This is a genomic window from Ruegeria sp. AM2 (assembly GCF_056540685.1).
Map to the genome: position 1 here is coordinate 93,743 of NZ_JBQFXE010000004.1, position 23,134 is coordinate 116,876.

Here is a 23,134-nt window from a genome sequence, read left to right on the forward strand (position 1 = left end):
CAAATTTTTTACTGTCAATCGAATCGGCTGGATTCAGGCGTTGCTGAGCGCGTCCGCCATCAATTCCATGCCTTGTTCTATGTCCTGCGCCGTCGCTTTCGCGACCTGGCGGGCGTCTAGTGCGCGCAACGCAGCGATGATGTCCTTGTGTCGATCCGGTAAGCTTTGTGTGCCAAATCGACCGCATACGACCCTAAGCGATGGCCCGAATCTGAGCCAGAGACGCTCGGCCAGATCGCTGAGAATTGGGGCGTCTGCGTGTGAATACAGCGTTTCGTGGAAACGATGGTTCAGACGCAGATATCCGCTGACATCTCCATCCGCGATCATTCGATCCAGCCGCTGGTCGATCCGCTCTAGCTGATCGATATCCGCAGCGTTCATGTTGGCAACGGCACGCCTTGAAAGTTCAGATTCTATTGATTTTCTGGCAAAAATCATCTGCTCGACGTCTTGCTGCGACAGCAGCGGAACGCTGACGCGGCGGTTGCCCTGAAACACCAGTGCACCGTCCGAGATCAACCGTCTGATCGCCTCGCGTACAGGGGTCATGCCAACGCCAAGCGATTCGGTCAGGCCTTGGATGGTAACAGGTTGCCCAGGCACCAGGTCGCCATACATGATCTGAGATCTGAGCCTTTGATACACTTGTTCATGTGCCGGGCGTTTCGCATCATCCGGCTTTGACGTCGCTGCCCTATTTTTGATCAAATCCAATTGGTTTGCCCTGTTTCGCATTGAGTTGACTTGCCAGGTGCCTGACCTCGTGAAACCATACGCCGGATCGGGGGAAAACGCAAAACTTGATCAAATCCAAAAAAACGGGAAAATACCCGTACACTTGCAGGGAGACGAAAATGATAACCAAAACGCTGACAATGACAGCGGTCATCGCATTGGGGACTTCGGTGGCATTCGCCGAAGAGGTGCGTGTTTACAACTGGTCAGACTACATCGACGAAGAACTGTTGGAGAAATTCGAACAAGAGACGGGTCTGACCCTGATCTATGATGTGTTCGACAGCAACGAAGTGCTGGAAACGAAGATGCTTGCCGGTGGGTCGGGCTATGACGTGGTGGTGCCGTCGGGCACGTTCCTTCAGCGTCAGATTCAGGCTGGGGCATTTCAGGAGTTGGACGCGGCCAAGCTGTCGAACTCGGGGAATCTGTGGAACGTCATTCAAGACCGGACCGCAGGCTATGATCCCGACAACGCGTATTCGATCAACTATATGTGGGGCACCACAGGGATCGGCGTGAATGTCGGCAAGGTTAAAGAGGCGCTGGGCGACGACGTTGCCCTGAACAGCATGGAGCTGGTCCTGAATCCTGAGAACATGGAAAAGCTGGCTGGATGCGGTGTGCATTTCCTGGACGCGCCGGCGGAAATGATTCCGATGGTGCTGCAATATATCGGCGAAGACCCGGACAGCCATGACCCCAAGGTCATCAGTAAGGTCGAAGAGGTGCTGACCAGCGTTCGTCCACATATCCAGAAGTTCCACAGCTCGGAATACATCAACGCACTGGCCAATGGCGACATTTGCGTCGCCGTTGGGTGGTCGGGTGACATCTTGCAGGCGCGCGACCGCGCCGCCGAGGCCGACAATGGGGTTGAAATCGAATACCACCCGTTCGCCGAGGGTTCGCTGATGTGGTTTGACCAGATGGCGATTCCAGCGGACGCCCCGAACCCCGAGGGCGCGCATAAGTTCCTGAACTTTATTCTGGACGCCAACAACATGGCCGATGCGTCGAACTATGTGTACTACGCAAACGGCAACAAGGCCTCGCAAGAGTTCCTTGAAGAGGACGTGATCGGTGATCCGGCGATCTATCCGGATGATACGACCATGCAGAACCTCTATATCACGACGCCCTACCCGGCGAAGACGCAGCGGGTCGTGACTCGCCTGTGGACCAAGATCAAATCGGGCACCTGATCCGATTGACCCCGGCAGGGCGGTGCACGCCGCCTTGCCCAATTTCCAGATCGTCGAACGGGGGCCGTTTTGAACACTACCGTCTTTGCGCCGTGGGATGACCCGCAGGCGAAACCCTTGATCCAATTCCAGAACGTCACCAAGCGGTTTGGAGATTTCACGGCGATCGACAATCTGTCTCTCGACATTTTCGAGAAAGAATTTTTTGCGCTGCTTGGGCCGTCGGGCTGCGGCAAGACCACCATGATGCGTATGCTGGCGGGGTTTGAGACCCCGACCGAAGGCCATATCATGTTAGGCGGTCAGGACATCGACCAGATCCCGCCGAACAAACGCGCGGTGAACATGATGTTCCAATCCTACGCGCTGTTCCCGCATCTCAGCATCTGGGAAAACATCGCCTTTGGTCTGCGCCGGGACAACATGCCGAAGGAGCAGTTGGAGCAACGGGTCGAAGAAATGTTGCGCCTAACGCGGCTGGAACAATTCGCCCGCCGCAAACCGCACCAGATCTCGGGCGGTCAGCGGCAACGCGTTGCACTGGCTCGATCGTTGGCGAAAGCGCCCAAGCTGCTGCTTTTGGACGAGCCTCTGGGTGCGCTCGACAAAAAGCTGCGACAGGACACCCAGTTCGAGCTGATGGATATTCAAGAGAAAACCGGCACGACCTTTGTGATCGTGACCCACGATCAGGAAGAGGCGATGACCGTGGCCAGCCGCGTTGCGGTGATGGATCAGGGCAAGCTGATGCAGGTGGCCACGCCAGACCGCATCTATGAAAACCCAAATTCCGTCTATGTCGCTGATTTCATTGGCGACGTGAACATCATTGAAGGTCGGGCCTCGGCCAATGGCGAAGACACCTATCAGATCGACTGGGCCGAGGGGCAAGCGCCACTGACAGCGACTTCGGCCAATGACCTCACACAGGGTCAGGCCTGTCACCTTGCGATCCGGCCCGAGAAGGTGACGATCTCTGCCGATCGTCCGGCAGATGCGATCAATGCGGTGCAGGGCAAGGTGCATGACATCGCCTATCTGGGCAATCTGTCCACCTATCATGTCGAACTGCCGAACGGCACGATCATCAAGGCGCAGACGGCCAATACCCGCCGCATCTCGCGCCGGTCATTCACTTGGGAAGACCCGGTTTGGCTGTCGTGGACAGCGACGGCCGCGGTGCTTTTGGCAGATTGATGCGCCGCGCCCTGCTGATTGCCATTCCCTATGTCTGGCTTATGGCACTGTTTCTGGTGCCGTTTTTCATTGTCCTGAAGATTTCGTTGTCGGACATTGCACTGGCCATTCCGCCTTACACGCCGACGCTGGACTTCTCGCAGGGCTGGGCCGGGATCAAAGAGTTCTTCAGCCAGCTGGATTTCGAAAACTTCGTTTGGCTGACTGAGGACGACCTGTATTGGAAAGCCTATCTGTCCAGCGTCAAAATCGCGGTAATCTCCACCTTTCTGACGCTACTGGTCGGCTATCCGATCGCCTATGGCATGGCGCGCGCGCCCGAGGAATGGCGGGCGACGCTGATGATGTTGGTGATCCTGCCCTTCTGGACCTCGTTCCTGATCCGGGTCTATGCGTGGATGGGCATCCTGTCGAACGAAGGCTATCTGAACCAGTTTCTGCTGTGGACCGGCATCATCTCGTCGCCTTTGACGATCCTGAACACCCAGACCGCCGTCTATATCGGCATTGTTTATACCTATCTGCCATTCATGATTCTACCGATCTATTCCGCGCTTGAGCGGATGGACGAGTCGTTGATCGAAGCGGCCGAGGATTTGGGCTGTTCGCGCCTGCAGGCGTTCTGGCTGATAACGTTTCCTCTGTCGCGCCCGGGTGTCATCGCGGGCTGTTTCCTTGTGATGATTCCGGTGATTGGTGAGTTCGTCATCCCGTCGCTCTTGGGTGGTTCGGGTACACTGATGATCGGCAAGGTGCTGTGGGAGGAGTTCTTCTCAAACCGAGACTGGCCGGTGGCCAGCGCGGTGGCTGTGGTTCTGCTCCTGATCCTTGTGATTCCGATTGTACTGTTCCAGCGCAACCAGCAGAAACAGACGGAGGCGGGGAAATGAACAGACTAAGTTGGTTCAACGCGGTTTCTCTGACGCTGGGGTTTGCGTTCCTTTACATCCCGATGATCATCCTGATCATCTTCAGCTTCAATGAAAGCAAGCTGGTGACGGTCTGGGCTGGGTTCTCGACCAAATGGTACGGTGAGCTGGTTCAAAACGAAGCATTTCTGGACGCCGCATGGGTCACAATCCGTGTGGCCGTGTTCTCATCAACATTGGCAACCATTCTGGGAACTGCCGCCGCCTATGTGCTGGTGCGTGGGGGGCGGTTCTTTGGCCGCACGCTGTTTTCGGGCATGATCTACGCCCCGCTGGTGATGCCCGAAGTGATCACCGGCCTGTCATTGCTGCTGCTGTTCATCGGAATCGGTTTGGACCGAGGCATCCTGACCATCGTTTTGGCGCATACAACCTTTTCGATGTGCTTTGTCTCGGTCGTCGTCTCATCGCGCCTTGTGACATTTGACCAGTCGCTGGAAGAGGCGGCACTGGATCTCGGCTGCTCACCCGCGCAGGCATTCCGGCTTGTGACCCTGCCGATCATCGCGCCCGCTGTGATCTCGGGCTGGTTGCTGGCCTTTACCCTGTCGCTGGACGATCTGGTGATCGCATCCTTTACTTCGGGCCCGTCCGCCACGACCCTTCCGATCAAGATATTCTCAGCCGTGCGATTGGGCGTTAGTCCTGAGATCAACGCTCTTTCCACACTCATGATCGCGGTCGTGACAGTTGGGGTCATTACGGCCTCGCTGGTCACCAAACGCGCCATGGTGCGGCAGAAACAGGACGAACTGGCCGCCGCGCGCACAGAATGAAGCGGATATTCCCCGACTACACCTATGGGCCCGCCCCAAGGTCGAATTGTTGGTGGGATGAAACCATCGCAGCGCCGGATTGGCCTGTGCTGAAAGGCGAGATTTCGGTCGATGTTGCGGTGATTGGCGCAGGTTTCACTGGGACATCTGCGGCGTTGCATCTGGCTCAGGCGGGCGTGTCGGTTGCGGTGCTTGAAGCTGAAATTCTCGGATGGGGCGCATCAGGCCGCAATGGCGGGTTCTGCTGTTTGGGCGGGTCCAAGCTAAGCCGTACCACAATGACGCGCCGTTACGGTGAAGCATCCGCAAACGCTTATTCTCAAGCTGAGCACGAAGCGGTCTCCTTGGTCTCAGATCTTTTGACCACACATGGTATTGACGCGGACACACATTCGGTCGGAGAGACGCAGCTGGCGCACACCTCAAGGGCCATGGAAAAGCTGCGCCGCGATGCCGACGCCACTGGCGAATTACACGAGAAGTCCGAGTTGGAACCGTTGGGCCTTGGGCGGGGGTTTTACGGCGGCTACACCACTCCGGTCGGATTTGGCCTCAACCCCAGAAAATACCTGTTCGGGTTGGTGAATGCGGCGCAGGGCGCAGTGTTCTACAAGGAAAGCCCGGTTCAAAACTTGCGCAAAGCGGGGTCCGGCTTTGACCTATCCACGCCGATGGGACGTGTGCGCTGCAATCAGGTTTTGATCTGCACCAACGGGTATTCAAGCGATGACCTGCCAGACTGGCTGGCGGCCCGATATATGCCAGCGCAATCCACTGTTCTGGTCACGCGACCGCTGTCGGATGCAGAACTACAGGCACAGGGCTGGACCTCGGATCAGATGGCCTATGACACGCGTAATTTGCTGCATTACTTCCGATTGATGCCCGACCGGAGGTTTCTGTTCGGCATGCGCGGCGGGCTGATATCTTCCCCCCGTGCCGAGGCCGGGATTCGTCAAAAAGTGCTTCGGGATTTTCGCAAGATGTTTCCAGAGTGGGCTGGTGTCGAGGTCCCAAATATCTGGTCCGGCATGGTGTGTATGACACGAGACCTGGTTCCTTTCGCGGGGCCCGTTCCCGAAATGCCCGGAGCATTCGCCGGTTTTGCCTTTCATGGAAATGGTGTTGCGATGGGGTCTTATTGCGGCCGGGCCCTGGCAAAACTGGCGCTGGGCGACCAGGCACATTTACCACCTTTCATGACCAAACCGCCGCGACGATTTCCGTTTGGGCGCGCGCGGCGGGTTGTTATGCCTCCGGCCTATGCTCTGATGGGATTGATGGATTTATAGCGTGCGCAAAGCAGCGAGTTCCAGTTCGAACCCCTTCGCATAGTCAGGCGCCCCGTTCTCAAATCGCCAGAGGCAGTAGGCCGCCATGCGCCACGCGTACCATGGGCGCAGCAATTCATAGCGTTCAGTGATATCAGGCCGGTCATAGGCCGCCAAGAATTCACGCTCTTCCACCACAGATAAAGGCGCGCCGCGATAGAGGTAGTGCATAGCGGGGGACAGAAAGATCGCAAGGTCTTCGCAAGGGTCACCTAACGCCGGGCATTGCCAATCGATCAGAGTTAACCCTTTGGCAGATCGCAGAATATTCCCCGCGACGGGGTCACCGTGAATCAAGCAGCGTTCGGTGGTTGGTGAAATATTTGTCTGCGGCTGGGCAGCGTGCAGCAGGTTCCGTCGGGCCGTTTGGCATCCTGACAGAATGTCCTGCGTGTGCTTGCTAAGTTCGTCGCTGCCATTTGCGCCCTTTGGTGCTGCGAGATTGACGCCTGCGGTGTGCAGCTTGCGCAACAGGGTTGCGACGTCCGCCGTTCCGTTGCGCCAGGGCGTGCCTGGGGCGTGATCATAAATGACCCAATGGATGTCCGCGAACTGTCCTTCCGCTCTCAGCTTGGGCACAAGTCCTGTGTCCTTCAACGCGCGCAAGCTCGACGTCTCAAGCGTGGGATCATTCCGAAACAGCGGGTTCTCAAAGGCCGTGTTGTAGAGTTTCAGTACCGTATCATTGGCCCCGCCCAGGACCTTCCACACCTGATTTGTGCGACCGCCATACAGGGTCTCGAACCGCGCGCTGGGCTCGACCAGCGATTGGCCTGTTAAGTGCGCAACAAGAGCGGCGGGGGGGATCAGATCAGTCAGGGGGTCAACCGGAATTCAGGTGAGTCGAGTGCCCCAAGCTTTGGACTGCCCGCGAGTTCAGATCAAGCGCCGGTTCGGATTTGGGTCACCGCGTCGGCAGAAACCTCCGCGCCGCTGTCCAGCGTAAGGACGATTTCATTGCCGCTGACTTGCGCCTGCACGACACGGCTGAAGACGGCGGCCGGGGTGCTTGCCAGAACGTCGCGACCATTGAAACTGTCCAGAGTTGCCGAATATGTGCCCGGCGGCAGAGGGGTGCCCGCCTGATCCACACCGGCCCAAACAACCTCGGTCTGGTCAATCGGGACCGGGACGCGATTGACAATCGTACCCTGCGCGTCCCTGACCACCAGTTCCGACCTATCGGCATCCGGTTCAGCGGCGGCAAACATTGTGATCGGACTGTTGTCGAACTGAAATGCCGCAGCAACCTGCACGTCCATGCCCACCCAGTTCACCAATTGTCCAAGATGTGCATTGCCGAGCGTCTGCGCAACACCAGAGAGCATGTCATTGGTTCTGACCTGCTGCTCGACCATCGAAAACTGCGCCAGTTGCGACGCGTATTCGGACGAATCGAGCGGCTCTAACGGGTCTTGGTTTCTGGCCTGTGCGGTCAGCATGCGCAGAAAGGTTTCAAAATCCGACGTCAGCCCAGATGCTTGGGTCTCGCCTCCGGCTTTGGGGGAAACGTTGGATTGCGGTGTATTGCTTGCTGGAGTGATCATGGTTCAAAGCCTCATATCCAGACCTCGCCCAGAGGCCATCATGTCGCGGTTTCGCGCAGGTTTCGGCGTGTCTTCCGGGGTGTCCTGAGCAAATGTGGTGCCATCCTGATCCGGAGAACTGTCTTGCCAGCCGCCATCCGACGATCCGAGATCGAAGGTTAGATCGTCATACCCGGCTTTCTGGAACTCGGCTGTCAGGGTTGTGATATGCCGCCTCAACAAATCCAGCGTCTCCGGGCGTTCCACCGCGATTGACACGATCAACCCATCTTCGCGCCCGTTCAAGGTAATGGCCACGCGGCCCAGTTCCTCGGGGTTGAGTGCGATTTCCACCCCACCCGAACCGGGCTTGGCCGAAATGACTGCCGCCATTTGTCCCGCAATCGCACGGGTGATTTCCGTCCGAGCAGCCGTGCTTGTCGGCAACGGCGCTAAGTCACGCGCGGCCTGCGCCTGCAACGTTTCGCGCTGCGCCATTGGTCCGCCTATATCGTCTGCAAACAACGTCCCGGATTCGGTGGCCGCGGGCTCTGACGCAGCCAAAGTCACGTTGAATGGAAGTGCAGAACGGGGGTTCGCTGCCATTGGGGCCACACGACGCCCGACCTCAGGCGCAGAACCGGTTTCGGGCGATGGGGCGTGCTGTCCATGTTCGCCCGAATTCAGTTCATGGACTGGACCGGCAGCCTTAAGAAAAATGGCCTGGTGCACGATGTTCTGGGGAAACACAGGGTGCTCGGGCGGCTTGGCCACAACCTTCTGTTGCTGGTCAGCAATCGACGCTTGCGTCGACGATTCGGCATTCGTTTCGGTGTTGAAACGCCGGACACCTTGCCCTTCCGTCTGCCGGGAATTTCTTTGGACGTCTCTTGTTTTAGCTTTATCCCCTGCATGGTCCGCCGACGGTTCGACCCTGTCGTTTTGATGCCGCGCCACCCCAGGCGAATTGGCCTCAGGGTGCGGATTTATTGGGATTTCAATGTCTTCATCATGTTCAGACAAGGATGCAGGATCTTCAAGGTCCCCATCCGGAAGTTCAGTCCCCAATTCAAGCTCGGGCTCATCGGTTGGAAGGCCTTCCAACCCAGTTTCCGCCAGATCACCTTGCGCGTCCTCAGACATCACCTCATGGAATGAGGCCGACTTTTCCGACTCTGCCTGCCCGCCGCGAAGTGCCGCCGGCTTTTGCCCTTCCGGGTTTGCGTTCAGGTTCAGTATCAGCGGGTTGGGCATTTTGCTCCGGCTCCGATTGTCTGAACGAAACCTGCCTGCAGGAAGTTACGTTTTTTTTAACTGCTTTGCTCTTTGCTGAAAAAAGTTTCAGTCAATTTTCGGAGAACCCGATGAAGATACCGGTCTCAGGCATATCTGTTCCTGCCACATCCCCCTCTCAGAAGCTCAAGGCTGTGGCTGTCGAGTTGGAGGCGACGTTTCTTGCCGAAATGTTGAAATCCGCAGGTCTGGGCAAGGCAAGGACGTCCTTTGGCGGCGGCGCCGGAGAGGACCAGTTTGCGTCTATCCTTGTGCAGCATCAGGCGCAACAACTGGCGCAGTCCGGGGGACTTGGCCTTTCAGAAATTCTGTTCAATGCAATAATGGAGAAAACGGATGTCCAATGATCTGATCAAAGCGCTCGAAGACCTTCTGGATCTCGAACGGTCGGCCCTGGTCGAGGGGGATCTGGTACAGCTAGATCGGATGGCCCCGGAAAAAGAGAAGCTGATTGGTGAAATTAACGGGATGCAGGTCAGGGAAAGCCAGCAACTGATTCAGCTGCAGAAAAAAGTCGAACGCAATCAGGCTCTGCTCAATAGCGCGGCAGAAGGTATTCGCGCCGTAGCCAACCGAATGTCCGAGATGCGCCGGGTCCGGCAGGAATTCAGCACCTATGACTCTGCAGGCCAACGCAGCGGCTACACGGTTCGCACCCAGGCCAAACTAGAGAAACGCGCCTGAGACGGGTTTGATTCAAATCCAAGTTTTTTAGGGTTGCCGTCTTAGCACTCCGTTAGGGGATCGGGGTCAAAACTGCCCCTGCACCAGACAGTAGAAGGTGGCGCGCAGACCGAAAGGCACGACGCAAAAGTCAGAACGACACAACACCTGCCGACTTGGTGGGGTCAACATGGGCGTCAAACGCGCCCGAACGTAAAGAGGATGACAAGCATGTCCAGTATTCTGACGAACAATGGCGCAATGGTTGCGCTGCAAACCCTGAAATCCGTGAACAAAAACCTGGCGAGTACCCAGAACGCAATCTCAACCGGTAAGGACGTTGCGACCGCAAAAGACAACTCGGCGGTCTGGGCGATTTCAAAAGTGATGGAATCGGACGTCAAGGGTTTCAACGCTATCAAAGACAGCCTCGCGTTGGGTGAATCGACTGTAGCTGTGGCGCGTAATGCGGCGGAAACCGTGACCGATCTGCTGACCCAGATGAAGGGCAAGATCGTTGCAGCGCAGGAAGACAACGTTGATCGGGGCAAGATCAATGACGACGTAACTGCCTTGAAAGATCAGATCGCGTCGGTGGTCAGTGCGGCGCAATTCAATGGTCTGAACCTGGTGGATGGGTCCGCCGGTTCCGCCTCGATCCTGGCTTCGCTGGATCGCGACAACACCGGTGCGGTGACCGCGTCTTCTATTTCCGTCGCAGGACAGGACCTGTCGACTGGCGGATATACGGCGGCTCAGGTCTTTGATGGATCAACCGGCGCATCGACGGGCAATGACCGTGTCGGTGCCACAATCGACAATGGTGCGACCTCGGCGACAGCCCTGGTCACCGATGAAAGCAGCGGCACCTTCGCCGCAGGTGACAAAGTTGTGGTCGCAATTGATGACCAGGTCGTTTCTTATACGGTCTCCGCTGCTGATGCGGCGGCCACCACAACCGGTGACCTCGTCGCGGTCGGCCTGAAGGCCAAGATCGAGGAATTGGGCATCACCGGATTGACCGTCGATTATGACTCGGGCACCGCCGGAACATTGTCTGTCACCAATGGCACTGGCGCAGATGTCTCGTTTTCGGCTCAGTACGTGAACGCAGGATCGGGCGGGCTGGGTGCGCTGGCTGGCATTGACGTATCGACCGGGGCAGGGGCAACAGCTGCACTGGCGGCAGTTGAGTCTTTGATCGACACATCGATCGATGCGTCGGCTGCCTTCGGTTCATCTCAGAGCCGGATCGAAACGCAGAAAGAATTCATCTCGAACCTGGCGGATTCGTTCAAGTCCGGCATCGGCTCGTTGGTTGATGCGGATATGGAGGAAACTTCGGCGCGTCTGCAGGCATTGCAGGTTCAGCAGCAGCTGGCAACGCAGTCGCTTTCGATTGCGAACCAGGCGCCTCAGTCGATCCTGTCGCTGTTCCGCTAACTCCAAAAAACTTGTTCTGGGCGCGTTCATCGCGCCCAGAGCCTGAACGTCCACACTTGGACAACAGGAAGGATTTTACGTGACACCGCAAACCCTTGCTCAACAGGCCTATGCGCAAACGGCGGCTCCCACCCGGACACCGCGAGACACCGAATATGAAGCGATTTCGAAAATCACGCACCGGCTAAAGGCCGCCGCGGCCCGCAAGGCGACCGATTTTAGCGGGTTTGTGCAGGCGCTGCACGAAAATCGCCGTTTGTGGAGCGTGTTGGCCACCGGTGTCTCTGATTCCGCAAATGGTTTGCCCAACGAATTGCGCGCCAGGATTTTCTACCTCGCGGAATTCACCGAACATCACAGTGGTCAGGTTCTGGGAAACAAGGCGCCTGTCGAGCCTCTGTTGGAAATAAACATGTCGGTTCTGCGCGGGCTGCGTCAGATGCGAGGTGCGGGATGAGCGGTCTGGTCTTGAAACTGGCCCCGAAAGAAAGGGTGCTGATCAACGGTGTCGTCATCGAAAACGGCGATCGCCGTAGTCGGTTTTCGATCATGACCCCTCAGGCAAATGTTTTGCGCCTGCGCGATGCGATTCACCCGGAAGAGGTGACGACGCCGGTTCGACGAGTTTGTTACGCGGCTCAACTGGTTTTGTCCGGAGACGCTAAGCCTGACGAGGCACGGCAGCAATTGCTGCGTCGGGTCGAAGAGCTGAGCCAGGTGTTCACCGATGCCGACAGCCGCAAGGTTCTGACCGAGGCGACCGAGGCGCTGGTCGCCGAGCAGTATTATAAGTGCCTCAAATCACTCAGATCCTTGCTGCCGCGCGAAGAACGTCTGATGGCGTATCAGCAATGATCTATCAGCCGGTCATACCCACAGGCGGATTGGTCGGTTGGCGATTTCTACAGCGTACATATGATGCGCAATTCCAGAGCTTCGCCGACTCCAATGTCAATGATAGGGATACGAAGTACTTTCTGGAAAACATCGGAAAAGTAAGTTCGGCTGAGGATCTGGTGTCCGACCGTCGCTTGCTGCAGGTTGCCCTGGGGGCATTTGGCCTTGAGGCGGATTTGGACAATCGCTTTTTCGTCCAAAGAATTCTGTCTGACGGGACACAGGCCGAAGATGCTTTGGCCAACCGGTTGGCAGATAGCCGGTACCGGGAGTTTTCCGATGCGTTTGGTCTTGGTCCAGGCGGTCTGCGAAAAACCGGGCTGGTCACGAATATGGAGAAGATTGCGCAAGATCACCTTGTATCCCGGTTCGAGGTATCGGTTGGCGAGTCTGACGAAACGATGCGCATCGCGCTTTACGCGCAACGCACCCTGGCAGACCTTGCAGGCCAAAGCGGCAGCGAAAACCGCAAATGGTTTGACCTGATGGGCCTGCCTCCGCTGCGCAAAATGATGGAGACGGCGCTAGGCCTGCCCGCCAGCTTTGCACAGTTGGACATCGACAAACAGCTGGAGGTTTTTCAGGACCGGCTGTCGCGCGAAACCGGGTCTCCGGATCTGTCGCAATTCACTGAGCCGGATGCGGTTGAGAAGCTCACCGATACATATTTTGCGCGCAGTCAGATTGCGGGGCTTCAAGCCGTCACGTCACCGGCCCAAACGGCTTTGATCCTTCTGGGCGTTGGCACCTAAGGCACCGATGCCTGACGCTATGCATCCAGAATATCGTCGCCAGCCGTGCGTAGGGCAAAGGACGCAACCGGCTGGGACACGTTGTGCAACTTGATGTCGCCCAAAGGCACGGCGTGTTTGCAAGCAGGCTCAATATCCCGCGACACAACAATTCTGTGTCCGACGGTTTTTCCGTATTCGCCCAACCGCGCCGCGATATTGGCGGCTTGCCCGATCACCGTAAAGTCCAGCCGTTCTTGTGAGCCGACATTGCCATAGGTAACGCCGCCATAGGCCAAACCGATTGAGCAATCGCAATGGTGATCTGTGCCCGCATCTCGCAACTCGGCCAGCTTTTCGACAATTTTAACGGCTGAAAGCTGCGCATTGGTGCGGGCCAGCTCTGCGTTTTCTCCGGCGGGGAACACGGCTAAAACAGCGTCGCCGATGAATTTCAGCACTTCGCCATCATGATCGTGAACAATGCCGGAAACCGTCTCAAAGAATTCGTTCAAAAGGGTGATATATGCGCCGCGCCCAAGCTGTTCTTCCAAAGTCGTCGAATTCCTCAGGTCGCAGAACATGATCGCGGCGTTGATATCGTCGCCATCACCACGGCGAATCTCGCCGCCTAGAACGCGCGCGCCCGAGCGTTTGCCCACATAGGTTTCAAGCAAAGCCTGCGCGTTTTCGCGCTGAGTGAACACTTCGTAGAACCGCGCAATGACCGATGAGCATTCGAATACAAGCCCAAGGTTCTCGGTTGTGAACCCGTCAGGGTGGTCGCAGGTCAGCGTCAGCACGTTGGTGCGCCCATCCGAGAATGGCAGAGGCATGGCGACGTAGTCCGTGGCGCCCTTGGCGCGCAGATCCTCGATAATGGGAAAGCTGTTATGCGGGTTATCGTCGTTCAGACGCTGCCGGACACCGCCCAAACCGTTGGACACATGTCGCAGCGGACTGTTGGTAAAGGCCGGGTGGTCGTGAATCTCGTAGGTTGGGGTGTAGGTGGAAATTTCTTCTGCGTCTTTTTCCCAGACATAATGCCTGCCGGCGATCAGCGGATGCAGGGACCACACCAGAACGCTGAGGCGTTGAATGGCGATCCCATGCTCCAGCATTTTCTCGGCCAGGGCCTGAGTGAAGGTGCCCGGCGTCTGAGCCTCGGAGGCGCCACGCATCAGCCAATCAATCAGTGGCCCGCTGATATTACCGTCGTCTGGATCGCGCAGGGTATTGTCGCCCAGATCGATATGAGTGGCGGCGTTTGGCATGAACCCGATATGCCCCTGAATCGCGGCGCTTTCGGGCAGAGCGTCTTCATATGCCCAGATCGAATTCTCGAGGCGTTCGCCCGGTAGGCTGATATCGTGATAGGTCGCCGTCCCTTTGAACGGGCAAAAGGTCTGCAGCTCGGTCTCGGGGCTGAGTTCAACGCACAAGTCGTCGCGTGGTACGTAAATCGCGGGCGGCAGCCGCGTCTCATACATGACTTTGGCGTTGTGGCTCTCGGCCAGCAAAATGTCATCGCGATAGATTGCAACGCGCCCCGGCAGGGGTTCGACTGAAATCCCATATCCTTTGATTTTTGGTGTGGCGTGGACGTTCATCTGTAACCTCCCTGGCCCGGGTGTATAGATGATGGGACCTGAGGGTGCGAATTCCAAGGGGGGTGCACAGAATTTAAGCGCCCGGCCAAAGCTAGATCATCTGGATCACGTCTTTTTCGATCGACAGCATATAGCCCTTCTTGGCGATGTTCTTGACCAGCAATTCGCTGACCATCTGGTTCCCAAGCGCGTCCCGAAGCCGTTTGATCCGTGTGGCCCCTGCGGCCTCGTCACAATCTGCGGCGTTCTTGCCGGATATGGTGGCTTCGATCTGAGCGCCCGACAGCACCTCATCATCCAGCCGGGACTCGGCCAGAACCGATAGCGTTTCCATCGCCGCCGGGGTCAATTTGAAATCCATATTGTTGAGGTACACGGTGTTTTCTTCGCGGCTGATCAGCAACGAGGTTACCTGAATGCCTGTCCGTTCGATCTGCGCCATGCGGCGGTTCAACAGCACAAGCATGACCAGAAACACCAGCGTTGTGATCAGCATCGCGCTTGCAAAGACCAGCAGGACAAAGATCACCATTCGGTAGCTGGACAACGTGTCGGCGAAGGCCGTGCCCGATTGTGCGAGAATCTCCAGCAGCCGGATTTCAGATTGCGAGGTCAGATCCGCCTCGATGAACAACCGTTCGACCCGCGCGTTAAAGGCGTTGGCGTCCGGCAGGGTCCAGAACAGGAAAACAGCCGCGGTCACAAGGATCACGACAATCGCCACAATTCCTGCGCCAACCAAACGGACTCCGGACCGCCGGGCGTCAGAAACGGAGATAGAATTTTCCTGCATTGGACTTCCTTTGATCCAAACCTTCCGGCCCAAAGACGGACATGACATTCAACAGTGTCCAGCCAGATGCTTTGAGGCGTTTGGCGACCTCTTTCTGCGCCTTGCCTTTGCTGCAGTCCGACACCTCCATCACGCCATAATGCAATCGCAGCGGATTGTCCTGTTTGGCCTTGTAATCGGCATAGCAATCTGCCGCCGAAACTGCAGAGCCAAGCGATATCAGGGTCGCGATACCCAAGGAAGTGATGATCTTTTTCATAGGCCGCATCCTGCGCATGAGTTGGCCTGATATTCAATAACTCCGGGCGGTTCTGGCCGCTGATATTGGATAACAGCGCGGCGATATTGCTTGTCTTGAGCAGGCCGCCGCAAGTTCGGTGCATCGAGTACGGCCCCGCCAAGGGTCACCCACAGAATCCGGAAGGGACCTGCACCATGCACAGGAAGTTTATCGCTCTGATCATCGCCACGGCTGTCGCCATCACCGGGTTGTCCGCATCCAAGACCCGTGCCGCAGATACCGGCGACATCATCGGCGGGCTGGCGGCCATCGCCATCATCGGCGCGGCGGTCAATCACTATCAGAAAGAAAAGCGCAAAGACGACAGGCGCAAGAAAGAGGTCGCCCGCAAACACAAAGAGGTTTCGCGCCGTCAAATCGACCGGCACTACGCGCCGAATGCCAAGCGGCATCATGCCCGCCCGCTGCCCAACCGCGTCGCGCGGTACAACCTGCCCCAGCGGTGCTTGCGTACCTACGGCGGGTACTCGGATGATCGCCCGCTGTTGGCCCCCAATTGTCTGAACAAGCATTACAAGCACGCCAATAACCTGCCCCAACAGTGCGAGGTCGGGTTCTGGAACGGAAAAAAGGTGAAACGGGCATATGAACCCGCATGCCTGCGCCAGAAGGGATACCGCGTGGTTTACCAGTAACCGGGTTTCGAGCAGGAGTGGCGCCACAAGAAGCGCCGCGCTGGGAGGGGGTGGCGAAAGCCATTCTCTCCCTTTTTTCTTGCGAAGGAGGGTGAAACAGGATTTGCCGGTGACATGACGTTACCGAATTTTGAACTGGAACAGGCGTTGCGCGCGCGTGGATATGGCCGGATCGCCGGCGTTGATGAGGTCGGGCGCGGCCCGCTGGCAGGCCCGGTGGTGGCCGCTGCCGTTATCCTGGACCCGGATGGTTTTCCGGATGGGCTGAACGATTCCAAGAAACTGACCGCAAAACGGCGTTCTGTCCTAGACGAGGCGTTGCGGGACCAGGCCGAGATCGCGGTGGCCGAAGCGACGGTTGCGGAAATTGATGACTTGAACATCCTGCGCGCCTCGCATCTGGCGATGGAACGCGCGGTGGCCGCGCTGGACCCACCGCCGGATTATCTGCTGATCGACGGAAACATGATTCCCAGGCATCTGGGTGTTCCGTCGCAAGCGGTGGTCAGAGGCGATGCGCGCTCGGTCTCGATCGCGGCGGCCTCGATCATTGCCAAAAACTGGCGCGACCAACTGATGGTGGATTTGGCGCAACAGCATCCCGGCTATGGGTGGGAGACGAACGCGGGCTATCCGACAAAAATGCACCGCGAAGCGCTGCGAAATCTTGGCGTGACCCCACACCATAGACGTTCCTTCAAACCCGTCCACAATATCTTGTATCAAGAGTAAATCGTAAGTCACTGATTCAAAAAAGAATTTGACGGCGAATCATCTTTGACTCATCCTTGTCTTAACCAAATGAGCGCAAAAGCGCCGTGGAACTGAGGCAGTGATATGACAACGACCAAGACGAAGGGCGCAGCTGCGCTCCCTTTAAACACGATTCTATCTGGCGACTGCATCGAGGCGATGAACAGTCTGCCCGAGGCGTCGGTTGACCTGATTTTCGCGGACCCCCCGTATAACCTGCAGTTGAAAGGCCAGTTGCATCGGCCCGATAATTCTCAGGTGGATGCGGTCGATGATCACTGGGATCAGTTTTCCAGCTTTGGGGCCTATGATCAGTTCACCCGAGAGTGGTTGAAGGCGGCGCATCGGCTGCTGAAGCCCAACGGTGCGATCTGGGTGATTGGCTCGTATCATAACATCTTTCGAGTGGGCTCGGCCTTGCAGGATGCAGGCTATTGGATCCTGAACGATGTTGTCTGGCGAAAGTCGAACCCGATGCCGAATTTCCGTGGCAAGCGTTTTACGAACGCACATGAGACGATGATTTGGGCCTCAAAACGCGAAGGTGCGAAATACACGTTCAACTATGAAGCGCTAAAGGCGCTGAACGAAGGCGTGCAGATGCGCAGCGACTGGGTGCTGCCGATCTGCACCGGTCATGAACGCCTGAAGGATGAAAACGGTGACAAGGCGCATCCGACGCAGAAGCCGGAGTCGCTGCTGCATCGGGTGCTGATCGGCTCGACCAATCCCGGCGACGTAGTGCTGGACCCGTTCTTTGGCACCGGCACGACCGGTGCGGTCGCCAAGATGCTGGGCCGCGAATTCATCGGCATCGAGCGCGAGGAAAGCTATCGCAAGGTGGCCGAAAAACGGATCGCCAAAGTGCGCAAATTCGACCGCGAGGCGCTGGAGGTCAGCGCCAGCAAACGTGCCGAACCCCGTGTGCCCTTTGGCCAATTGGTTGAACGCGGCATGCTGCGCCCGGGTGAAGAGCTGTATTCCATGAACCAGCGTCACAAGGCCAAAGTCCGCGCGGACGGCACGCTGGTGGGGCAAAACGTCAAGGGCTCGATCCATCAGGTCGGGGCGCATCTGGAAAACGCGCCCTCCTGCAATGGCTGGACGTATTGGTGTTTCAAGCGCGACGGTAAAACGGTTCCGATTGACGTGCTGCGGCAGCAGATCCGGGCTGAAATGCACAACTGAATACCGCCGGTGCCTGTGGCCTGACACATGGCACTAAGCCTTGCCCCGCCGTGTTCGGCGGGGTCTTTTGTTTTCTTCACATTCCTGTTTCTGTATGAAACCTTGAAAGCCCGCAGCGGCATAAGGGAGCCTCAGAAATGTCGGATACCACGGTCAGCGAATCCCGTTTCAGCCGGTTTTTCATAACGCGCCCGGATATCCACAATCTGGACAATAAATATACCGAGGCCGCGCTAGAGCGGCACAAGCGCGAAGGGCTGGAACTGGCGGTCCGCGCGCGGTGGGTCGCTATGGGACTGACCGCCATATTGCTGATCTTTCTGAACCCGCACTGGGAGGTGATGTGGTACCACTTCATCCTGCTTCTGATCTGCGCCAATGGCTGGCTGATCCGGCGGGCAGGGCGGGTGGGCCAATCCCGGATTGAGCTTCTGCTGATCTTTGTCGATCTTCTGATCATGACATTGGGGATGATCGTTCCCAACCCGTTCAGCGAAGATGTCCGGCCCCTGGCCATGCAGTTCCAATTCGATAACTTTCAGTACTTCTTCATCATATTAGCGGCTGGGACGCTGGCCTATTCGTGGCGTACTGTGGTGGCCATCGGGTTGTGGACTGCGATGATGTGGACGGTGGGTTGGGTCGTTGCTTCGTGGGTTGCCACGCCGATCCCGGGGATAAGCGAAGGCGTCGCAAAAGCCCTGGCCGGCTATCCGGACGTGGCCGAACTGATTGACCCCAACAGCTTTGAGCCACCGCTGCGCATTCAACAGGTGATCGTGTTCATGATGGTCGCTGTTACGCTTGGCATTTCCATGCGCCGCCTCAATCGCCTGCTGATGACCAATGCCGGGCTGGAACGCGAACGGGCCAATCTGTCTCGGTATTTCTCGCCTAATGTGGTTGATGAGCTAAGCCAGAATGACGAGCCGCTGAAACAGGTGCGCAAAGAAGATGTGGCGGTTCTGTTCATCGATATCGTGGGTTTCACCAAATTCTCTGCCGGACGGGACCCGTATGAGGTGATCGAGGTATTGCGCGGGTTTCATGCACGTATGGAAACCGAGGTGTTTCGCCATCACGGCACTCTGGACAAGTATCTGGGTGACGGGTTGATGGCGACTTTTGGGACGCCGGTGCCAACATCGCGGGACGCCAGCAACGCGCTGTCTTGCGCGCGTGATATGGTTGCAGTGATGGACCGTTGGAATACCGAGCGTCGGCGACAAGGAGAGCCGATGATCGAGGTGGGGATCGGAGTCCACTATGGACCTGTGGTTCTGGGCGACATCGGTGCGAACCGACTGGAGTTTGCAGTGATTGGCGATGCGGTGAATGTCGCTGCCAAGCTTGAGGCGCTGACCCGTGATTTTGACGCGCGTGTGGTTATCAGCGATGCGGCGCGCGCGCGTGCCTTGCGCGAAAACCCGGCCGCAACCGACATCGCCTCGGGGTTTGTAGCGCGTCCGGCGCAGGCGGTGCGCGGTGTAGAGGCGCCGATGGACATCTGGGTTTTGACCTGACCAAATGCTCCCGCCCGTCGGGGGCGCATCAAAGATGGGCCCCCTCCCGTTGGTCCGGGCAGCGCGCGGACGCGCGCTGCGGTCACGCCTGTGGTTGTGGGTTTTGCGCGTCGTTATAGGCGTGCCAATCGGTGATTTCTGGATAGTACTGCTGCCGCCACGCGCGGACCCGTGGGTTCATCACGCGTCGCCAAAGCGGTGGGATCATCGCGGCAACGGTCATCACCGGGTAGCCGTAGGGCAATTGCGGGGCTGCGTCCTCGGAATGGTGCTGCAACAAGGGAAAGCGACGGTTCGGTTTGTAATGGTGATCCGAGTGGCGCTGCAGGTTGATCAGCAGCCAGTTGCTGGCCGTTTGTGAGGCGTTCCAGGAATGGCGCGGACGGACATGTTCGTATTTGCCATCGCCTAGGTGTTTGCGCGTCAGGCCGTAGTGTTCGACGTAATTGACCAGCTCCAGCTGCCAGATCGCGATGCCCGCCTGCACCAGAAATAGGCCCAGCCCTGACCAGCCGCCCAGCAGAAAAGCCAAGAGAAGCATGGTCCCTTGCAAACCCCAATAGCGCCAGAACGGGTTGGCCGGGTCGGTCCAGAACCGATCCTTGCGGGCTAGCTTTTCACGTTCGGCCTGGAAGGCTGACAACAGGCATTGACGCAATACACGCGGGTAAAAACGGTGAAAGCCTTCGTTATAGCGTGCCGTGACCGGATCGCGCGGCGTGCCGACATAGCGGTGATGAACCAACAAATGCTCGGACCGGAAATGGGAATAGAGCACCATCGCAAGAAGGATGTCTCCCAACCATCTTTCCAAGCGTCCCTTCTGGTGCATCAGCTCGTGGCTGTAATTGATCCCAATCGTGCCTGAGATGACGCCCATTCCGACGAACAGGGCGATCTTTTCAACGGAACTCAGGTGTTCGGCATGGGTCGCGTACCGGATTAGGCCAAACAGCGTGACAAATTGGATCGGAGCCCAGGCTTTGGTCAGAAGGATGTACCACCGCAGCTGCGTATCCGGCGTCTCGGGGTCGGCGTTTTCAAGGTTTAGCCCGGTGAACCTGTCGAGAACTGCAAAGGCCCACCAAGTGGATAGCGGGACAAGAATCAGCCACCAGCCACCGGCGACGGCGGTCGTCCAGATCAAAGGGATCAGCAATACCGAGACCCAAAACGGCAACGCGGATTGCCATCGGGGCAGGATGTCTGGTGCGATCATCTGTGGGCTCCGAATACGTGCACGCACGCTAGACCGATGAAGCGGAATTGAACAGGCTCTCTATCGGTTGCGCCACAGGTCATAGGCTTTGCGCATCGCGGTGGGCAGATCGCCGGCTTTGAACATGTGTTTTTCCAGGATCAGCAATCCTTCTGGCTCGCTTTCCGCAGGTATTTCCGAAGCCCAGACCCGCAGGATCAGGTGGAAATGGGTGAAGGTATGGCGCGCGTCCTCGGGCAACACCTGCCAATTGGCAGCAAATGGCGGCTTTTCATCCGGGGCATCGGACCAGTCTGAGCCGGGCCAGCCGAGCATACCGCCCAACAAGCCACTGTCCGGCCGTCTCTCCAGCACCATCGCGCCATCCGCGCGTCTGGCTATGTAGACGTGGCCCAACCGGGTGGGTTTCGGCTTTTTGGGTGTTTTCTTCGGCAATTCCGCCTGTGTTCGGGCCTGCCGCGCCAGGCAGGGATCGCGAACCGGGCAAATCCCGCAGGCTGGGGATTTCGGCGTACAGATCGTGGCACCCAGATCCATGACGGCCTGCGCATAGTCTCCGGGTCGTTGTTTAGGTGTCAGATCGGCGGCGCGGGCCTTCAATTTCGGCTTCACACCGGGCAGAGGGTCATGGATGTCGTAAAGCCGGGCCATCACCCGCTCGACATTGCCGTCCAAAACCGTTTCCGCATGGTCAAAGGCGATCGCGGCGATCGCTGAGGCGGTATAGGGGCCGATCCCCGGCAATTTCAGTAAAGCATCGTAGCGGTCCGGGAAGTGTCCCCCGTGATCGTTGGCCACTGCCCGCGCGCATTTCAGCAGGTTGCGGGCGCGGGCGTAATAGCCCAACCCGGCCCATTCGCCCATGACATCCGCGTCTTGTGCTGCGGCCAGCGCCTCAACCGTGGGCCAGCGCGTGGTAAATCGCAGGAAATAGTCGCGCACGGCGGCAACGGTGGTCTGTTGCAGCATGACCTCGGACAGCCAGACGCGATAGGGATCCGGGCGCACACCGGCGACCCTGTCTGCCGGACCGACACGCCACGGCATTTCCCGCGCGTGGCGGTCGTACCAGTCCAGCAGCGCACCGCTCACATTAAATTCACTGCTGTCACGCAAGTTTTATCCATCTCCCTGTCGGGTTTCGCTGGCGCCCCGGTCTCAGCCTATTACAATAGCGGTGCAGGAGTTGGAAACCAGATGAAACGCAGACGTTCCTCGACCCGTGGGTTCAAACGCACCGCCTCCGTTCTGAACGATCAGATCAGGCGCGCGGGTGAGAGTCGCGGCTTTGCCATTTCGCGCCTGCTGACCCATTGGCCCGAGATTGTCGGGCAGGATATCGCATCAATCGCTCGACCCGTGAACGTGGGCTATGGGCGCAATGGGTTCGGGGCGACGTTGACCGTTCTGACGACCGGCCCACAGGCCCCGATGCTGGAGATGCAAAAGGAACAGCTGCGTGGCAAGGTAAACGCGGTTTACGGCTACAACGCCATCAATCGCATCCGCATCACACAAACCGCTCCGACCGGATTTGCCGAGGGGCAGGCCAGTTTCGACCACAAGCCGAAACAAGCGACACCCGAAATTCCACCCCAGGTCGTGGCCGAGGCGAACAAAGCCGCGCGCGACGTCCATGACGGTGACCTACGCGCGGCCCTTGAACGTCTGGGCCGCAACGTTTTATCCAAACAAAAACGCTGAGAAAGGGCTGATTCATGAGCCGTATTGCAACCGGAATCTGCGCGGCTGTCGCCATCGCCGCGGGCGGCTATTGGCTGACGCTGTCGAATTCCACCCCGACATATCCGCTGATCAGCAGCGCCGAGGCGCAAGAGGCCGATCTGGACACCTCAAGCATCGTCGAAATGACGCTTGGAGCTGAGGACGCGCCAGTCGAAATCATCGAATACGCGTCCTACACCTGTCCGCATTGTGCCAATTTCCACACTGGGCCGTACAAGCAGCTCAAGAAAGATTTCATCGACACGGGCAAGGTCAAGTTCATCTATCGCGAGGTGTATTTTGACCGCTATGGCCTGTGGGCGTCGATGGTGGCGCGCTGCGACGGGCCCGATAAGTTCTTTGGTATCTCGGACCTGATTTACGAAGGTCAGTCCGAATGGACCAAGGCCGGCGGCCCCGCGGAAATCGTGGATGAGCTGCGCAAGATCGGGCGTTTGGCCGGAATCGACAATGACAAGCTCGAGGCCTGCCTTCAGGACGGCGCGCAGGCGCAGACCCTGGTGGCCTGGTATCAGGAAAACGCGGAACGCGATGGCGTTCAATCGACGCCGTCCTTTATCGTGAACGGGAAGAAGGTTGAAAACCAGTCCTACGACAGCTTCAAAAAGCTGATCGAGGATGAACTGGGTAGCTGATT

The 23,134-nt window shown here is 57.8% G+C and carries 26 protein-coding genes; 17 read left to right on the forward strand and 9 right to left on the reverse strand.

The features are described 5' to 3' along the window. Positions 1–33: 33 nt before the first annotated feature. Positions 34–717, reverse strand: coding sequence for a GntR family transcriptional regulator (locus ACR0CR_RS10790; protein WP_480598857.1), 684 nt, complete (start codon positions 715–717; stop codon positions 34–36). A 140-nt stretch (positions 718–857) separates the two neighbouring features. On the opposite strand from ACR0CR_RS10790, the gene ACR0CR_RS10795 reads away from it, so the two are divergent. From ACR0CR_RS10795 to ACR0CR_RS10815, 5 genes are all read left to right on the forward strand, one after another. Next, complete coding sequence (locus tag ACR0CR_RS10795) at positions 858–1,943, forward strand: polyamine ABC transporter substrate-binding protein (RefSeq protein ID WP_480598859.1); 1,086 nt, start codon at positions 858–860, stop codon at positions 1,941–1,943. Positions 1,944–2,012: 69 nt separating this feature from the next. Continuing rightward, positions 2,013–3,140 carry an ABC transporter ATP-binding protein gene (locus ACR0CR_RS10800; protein WP_480598861.1) on the forward strand — a complete coding sequence of 376 codons (1,128 nt, stop codon included), beginning with the start codon at positions 2,013–2,015 and terminating at the stop codon, positions 3,138–3,140. Then, positions 3,140–4,030, forward strand: coding sequence for an ABC transporter permease subunit (locus tag ACR0CR_RS10805; RefSeq protein ID WP_480598863.1), 891 nt, complete (start codon positions 3,140–3,142; stop codon positions 4,028–4,030). Before ACR0CR_RS10800 ends, ACR0CR_RS10805 begins: the two co-directional genes overlap by 1 nt. Next, a complete protein-coding gene (locus ACR0CR_RS10810) occupies positions 4,027–4,845 on the forward strand; it encodes an ABC transporter permease (RefSeq protein ID WP_480598865.1) in 819 nt (272 codons plus the stop codon). Before ACR0CR_RS10805 ends, ACR0CR_RS10810 begins: the two co-directional genes overlap by 4 nt. Then, positions 4,842–6,137, forward strand: coding sequence for an NAD(P)/FAD-dependent oxidoreductase (locus ACR0CR_RS10815; protein ID WP_480598867.1), 1,296 nt, complete (start codon positions 4,842–4,844; stop codon positions 6,135–6,137). The genes ACR0CR_RS10810 and ACR0CR_RS10815 overlap by 4 nt, the downstream gene beginning before the upstream one ends. On the opposite strand, the gene ACR0CR_RS10820 is transcribed toward ACR0CR_RS10815, so the two are convergent. Genes ACR0CR_RS10820 through ACR0CR_RS10830 form a run of 3 tightly spaced genes read right to left on the reverse strand, consistent with a single transcriptional unit; the run spans position 6,132 to position 8,956 of the window. Continuing rightward, entirely contained in the window at positions 6,132–7,010 is an 879-nt protein-coding gene (locus ACR0CR_RS10820) for a phosphotransferase (protein ID WP_480599120.1), read from the reverse strand. The two genes, ACR0CR_RS10815 and ACR0CR_RS10820, sit on opposite strands and share 6 nt — an antisense overlap. 47 nt (positions 7,011–7,057) lie before the next feature. After that, entirely contained in the window at positions 7,058–7,723 is a 666-nt protein-coding gene (locus tag ACR0CR_RS10825; RefSeq protein ID WP_480598869.1) for a flagellar hook capping FlgD N-terminal domain-containing protein, read from the reverse strand. Positions 7,724–7,726: 3 nt separating this feature from the next. After that, entirely contained in the window at positions 7,727–8,956 is a 1,230-nt protein-coding gene (locus ACR0CR_RS10830; RefSeq protein WP_480598871.1) for a flagellar hook-length control protein FliK, read from the reverse strand. Positions 8,957–9,066: 110 nt separating this feature from the next. Between ACR0CR_RS10830 and ACR0CR_RS10835 the strand changes: the two genes are divergently transcribed. The 6 genes from ACR0CR_RS10835 to ACR0CR_RS10860 all read left to right on the forward strand — a co-directional run bounded on the left by ACR0CR_RS10835 (position 9,067) and on the right by ACR0CR_RS10860 (position 12,750). Continuing rightward, positions 9,067–9,342 carry a rod-binding protein gene (locus tag ACR0CR_RS10835; protein WP_480598873.1) on the forward strand — a complete coding sequence of 92 codons (276 nt, stop codon included), beginning with the start codon at positions 9,067–9,069 and terminating at the stop codon, positions 9,340–9,342. After that, positions 9,332–9,679, forward strand: coding sequence for a flagellar biosynthesis protein FlgN (locus tag ACR0CR_RS10840; RefSeq protein WP_480598875.1), 348 nt, complete (start codon positions 9,332–9,334; stop codon positions 9,677–9,679). Before ACR0CR_RS10835 ends, ACR0CR_RS10840 begins: the two co-directional genes overlap by 11 nt. A gap of 210 nt (positions 9,680–9,889) precedes the next feature. Beyond that, complete coding sequence (locus tag ACR0CR_RS10845) at positions 9,890–11,101, forward strand: flagellin N-terminal helical domain-containing protein (RefSeq protein ID WP_480598877.1); 1,212 nt, start codon at positions 9,890–9,892, stop codon at positions 11,099–11,101. A gap of 79 nt (positions 11,102–11,180) precedes the next feature. Then, positions 11,181–11,558, forward strand: a complete 378-nt coding sequence (flaF, locus tag ACR0CR_RS10850) for a flagellar biosynthesis regulator FlaF (RefSeq protein ID WP_480598879.1) — start codon at positions 11,181–11,183, stop codon at positions 11,556–11,558. Continuing rightward, complete coding sequence (gene flbT / locus ACR0CR_RS10855; protein ID WP_480598881.1) at positions 11,555–11,956, forward strand: flagellar biosynthesis repressor FlbT; 402 nt, start codon at positions 11,555–11,557, stop codon at positions 11,954–11,956. The genes flaF and flbT overlap by 4 nt, the downstream gene beginning before the upstream one ends. Then, positions 11,953–12,750: a DUF1217 domain-containing protein gene (locus ACR0CR_RS10860; RefSeq protein WP_480598883.1), complete on the forward strand. Its 798-nt coding sequence runs from the start codon at positions 11,953–11,955 to the stop codon at positions 12,748–12,750. Before flbT ends, ACR0CR_RS10860 begins: the two co-directional genes overlap by 4 nt. A gap of 17 nt (positions 12,751–12,767) precedes the next feature. Here ACR0CR_RS10860 and ACR0CR_RS10865 read toward each other — a convergent pair whose 3' ends face one another. The 3 genes from ACR0CR_RS10865 to ACR0CR_RS10875 form a co-directional block, all read right to left on the reverse strand. Continuing rightward, a complete protein-coding gene (locus ACR0CR_RS10865; RefSeq protein WP_480598885.1) occupies positions 12,768–14,339 on the reverse strand; it encodes a DUF427 domain-containing protein in 1,572 nt (523 codons plus the stop codon). Between the two features lie 91 nt (positions 14,340–14,430). Further along, positions 14,431–15,132: a winged helix-turn-helix domain-containing protein gene (locus ACR0CR_RS10870; protein ID WP_480598887.1), complete on the reverse strand. Its 702-nt coding sequence runs from the start codon at positions 15,130–15,132 to the stop codon at positions 14,431–14,433. Then, on the reverse strand, positions 15,104–15,391 hold the full coding sequence (locus ACR0CR_RS10875) for a hypothetical protein (protein ID WP_480598889.1): 288 nt from the start codon (positions 15,389–15,391) through the stop codon (positions 15,104–15,106). The genes ACR0CR_RS10870 and ACR0CR_RS10875 overlap by 29 nt, the downstream gene beginning before the upstream one ends. 176 nt (positions 15,392–15,567) lie before the next feature. Between ACR0CR_RS10875 and ACR0CR_RS10880 the strand changes: the two genes are divergently transcribed. The 4 genes from ACR0CR_RS10880 (at position 15,568) to ACR0CR_RS10895 (ending at position 19,532) form a co-directional block, all read left to right on the forward strand. Next, complete coding sequence (locus ACR0CR_RS10880) at positions 15,568–16,068, forward strand: hypothetical protein (protein ID WP_480598891.1); 501 nt, start codon at positions 15,568–15,570, stop codon at positions 16,066–16,068. Between the two features lie 114 nt (positions 16,069–16,182). Then, entirely contained in the window at positions 16,183–16,800 is a 618-nt protein-coding gene (locus ACR0CR_RS10885) for a ribonuclease HII (RefSeq protein ID WP_480598893.1), read from the forward strand. Positions 16,801–16,905: 105 nt separating this feature from the next. Then, positions 16,906–18,009, forward strand: coding sequence for a DNA methyltransferase (locus ACR0CR_RS10890; RefSeq protein WP_480598895.1), 1,104 nt, complete (start codon positions 16,906–16,908; stop codon positions 18,007–18,009). A 137-nt stretch (positions 18,010–18,146) separates the two neighbouring features. Further along, positions 18,147–19,532: an adenylate/guanylate cyclase domain-containing protein gene (locus ACR0CR_RS10895; RefSeq protein ID WP_480598897.1), complete on the forward strand. Its 1,386-nt coding sequence runs from the start codon at positions 18,147–18,149 to the stop codon at positions 19,530–19,532. Between the two features lie 82 nt (positions 19,533–19,614). On the opposite strand, the gene ACR0CR_RS10900 is transcribed toward ACR0CR_RS10895, so the two are convergent. Both ACR0CR_RS10900 and ACR0CR_RS10905 read right to left on the reverse strand, forming a co-directional pair. After that, complete coding sequence (locus ACR0CR_RS10900; RefSeq protein WP_480598899.1) at positions 19,615–20,751, reverse strand: alkane 1-monooxygenase; 1,137 nt, start codon at positions 20,749–20,751, stop codon at positions 19,615–19,617. 60 nt (positions 20,752–20,811) lie between these two features. Beyond that, a complete protein-coding gene (locus tag ACR0CR_RS10905; RefSeq protein WP_480599122.1) occupies positions 20,812–21,798 on the reverse strand; it encodes an A/G-specific adenine glycosylase in 987 nt (328 codons plus the stop codon). 150 nt (positions 21,799–21,948) lie between these two features. Here ACR0CR_RS10905 and ACR0CR_RS10910 point away from each other — a divergent pair, with 150 nt between their 5' ends. Further along, on the forward strand, positions 21,949–22,455 hold the full coding sequence (locus tag ACR0CR_RS10910; RefSeq protein ID WP_480598901.1) for a DUF721 domain-containing protein: 507 nt from the start codon (positions 21,949–21,951) through the stop codon (positions 22,453–22,455). Positions 22,456–22,469: 14 nt separating this feature from the next. After that, positions 22,470–23,132, forward strand: coding sequence for a DsbA family protein (locus ACR0CR_RS10915; RefSeq protein ID WP_480598903.1), 663 nt, complete (start codon positions 22,470–22,472; stop codon positions 23,130–23,132). The last annotated feature ends 2 nt before the right edge of the window (positions 23,133–23,134 follow it).

What these genes read in the sequence shown, in the direction of transcription:
- ACR0CR_RS10915 (WP_480598903.1), top strand. Translation starts at nt 22,470, where the DNA reads ATGAGCCGTATTGCAACCGGAATCTGCGCGGCTGTCGCCATCGCCGCG.
- ACR0CR_RS10810 (WP_480598865.1), top strand. Translation starts at nt 4,027, where the DNA reads ATGAACAGACTAAGTTGGTTCAACGCGGTTTCTCTGACGCTGGGGTTT.
- ACR0CR_RS10905 (WP_480599122.1), bottom strand. Translation starts at nt 21,798, where the DNA reads ATGCCGTGGCGTGTCGGTCCGGCAGACAGGGTCGCCGGTGTGCGCCCG.
- ACR0CR_RS10825 (WP_480598869.1), bottom strand. Translation starts at nt 7,723, where the DNA reads ATGATCACTCCAGCAAGCAATACACCGCAATCCAACGTTTCCCCCAAA.
- ACR0CR_RS10860 (WP_480598883.1), top strand. Translation starts at nt 11,953, where the DNA reads ATGATCTATCAGCCGGTCATACCCACAGGCGGATTGGTCGGTTGGCGA.
- ACR0CR_RS10845 (WP_480598877.1), top strand. Translation starts at nt 9,890, where the DNA reads ATGTCCAGTATTCTGACGAACAATGGCGCAATGGTTGCGCTGCAAACC.
- ACR0CR_RS10895 (WP_480598897.1), top strand. Translation starts at nt 18,147, where the DNA reads ATGTCGGATACCACGGTCAGCGAATCCCGTTTCAGCCGGTTTTTCATA.
- ACR0CR_RS10890 (WP_480598895.1), top strand. Translation starts at nt 16,906, where the DNA reads ATGACAACGACCAAGACGAAGGGCGCAGCTGCGCTCCCTTTAAACACG.
- ACR0CR_RS10865 (WP_480598885.1), bottom strand. Translation starts at nt 14,339, where the DNA reads ATGAACGTCCACGCCACACCAAAAATCAAAGGATATGGGATTTCAGTC.
- ACR0CR_RS10835 (WP_480598873.1), top strand. Translation starts at nt 9,067, where the DNA reads ATGAAGATACCGGTCTCAGGCATATCTGTTCCTGCCACATCCCCCTCT.
- ACR0CR_RS10830 (WP_480598871.1), bottom strand. Translation starts at nt 8,956, where the DNA reads ATGCCCAACCCGCTGATACTGAACCTGAACGCAAACCCGGAAGGGCAA.
- ACR0CR_RS10870 (WP_480598887.1), bottom strand. Translation starts at nt 15,132, where the DNA reads ATGCAGGAAAATTCTATCTCCGTTTCTGACGCCCGGCGGTCCGGAGTC.
- ACR0CR_RS10910 (WP_480598901.1), top strand. Translation starts at nt 21,949, where the DNA reads ATGAAACGCAGACGTTCCTCGACCCGTGGGTTCAAACGCACCGCCTCC.
- ACR0CR_RS10880 (WP_480598891.1), top strand. Translation starts at nt 15,568, where the DNA reads ATGCACAGGAAGTTTATCGCTCTGATCATCGCCACGGCTGTCGCCATC.
- ACR0CR_RS10900 (WP_480598899.1), bottom strand. Translation starts at nt 20,751, where the DNA reads ATGATCGCACCAGACATCCTGCCCCGATGGCAATCCGCGTTGCCGTTT.
- ACR0CR_RS10815 (WP_480598867.1), top strand. Translation starts at nt 4,842, where the DNA reads ATGAAGCGGATATTCCCCGACTACACCTATGGGCCCGCCCCAAGGTCG.
- ACR0CR_RS10795 (WP_480598859.1), top strand. Translation starts at nt 858, where the DNA reads ATGATAACCAAAACGCTGACAATGACAGCGGTCATCGCATTGGGGACT.
- flbT (WP_480598881.1), top strand. Translation starts at nt 11,555, where the DNA reads ATGAGCGGTCTGGTCTTGAAACTGGCCCCGAAAGAAAGGGTGCTGATC.
- ACR0CR_RS10885 (WP_480598893.1), top strand. Translation starts at nt 16,183, where the DNA reads ATGACGTTACCGAATTTTGAACTGGAACAGGCGTTGCGCGCGCGTGGA.
- ACR0CR_RS10840 (WP_480598875.1), top strand. Translation starts at nt 9,332, where the DNA reads ATGTCCAATGATCTGATCAAAGCGCTCGAAGACCTTCTGGATCTCGAA.
- ACR0CR_RS10805 (WP_480598863.1), top strand. Translation starts at nt 3,140, where the DNA reads ATGCGCCGCGCCCTGCTGATTGCCATTCCCTATGTCTGGCTTATGGCA.
- ACR0CR_RS10875 (WP_480598889.1), bottom strand. Translation starts at nt 15,391, where the DNA reads ATGAAAAAGATCATCACTTCCTTGGGTATCGCGACCCTGATATCGCTT.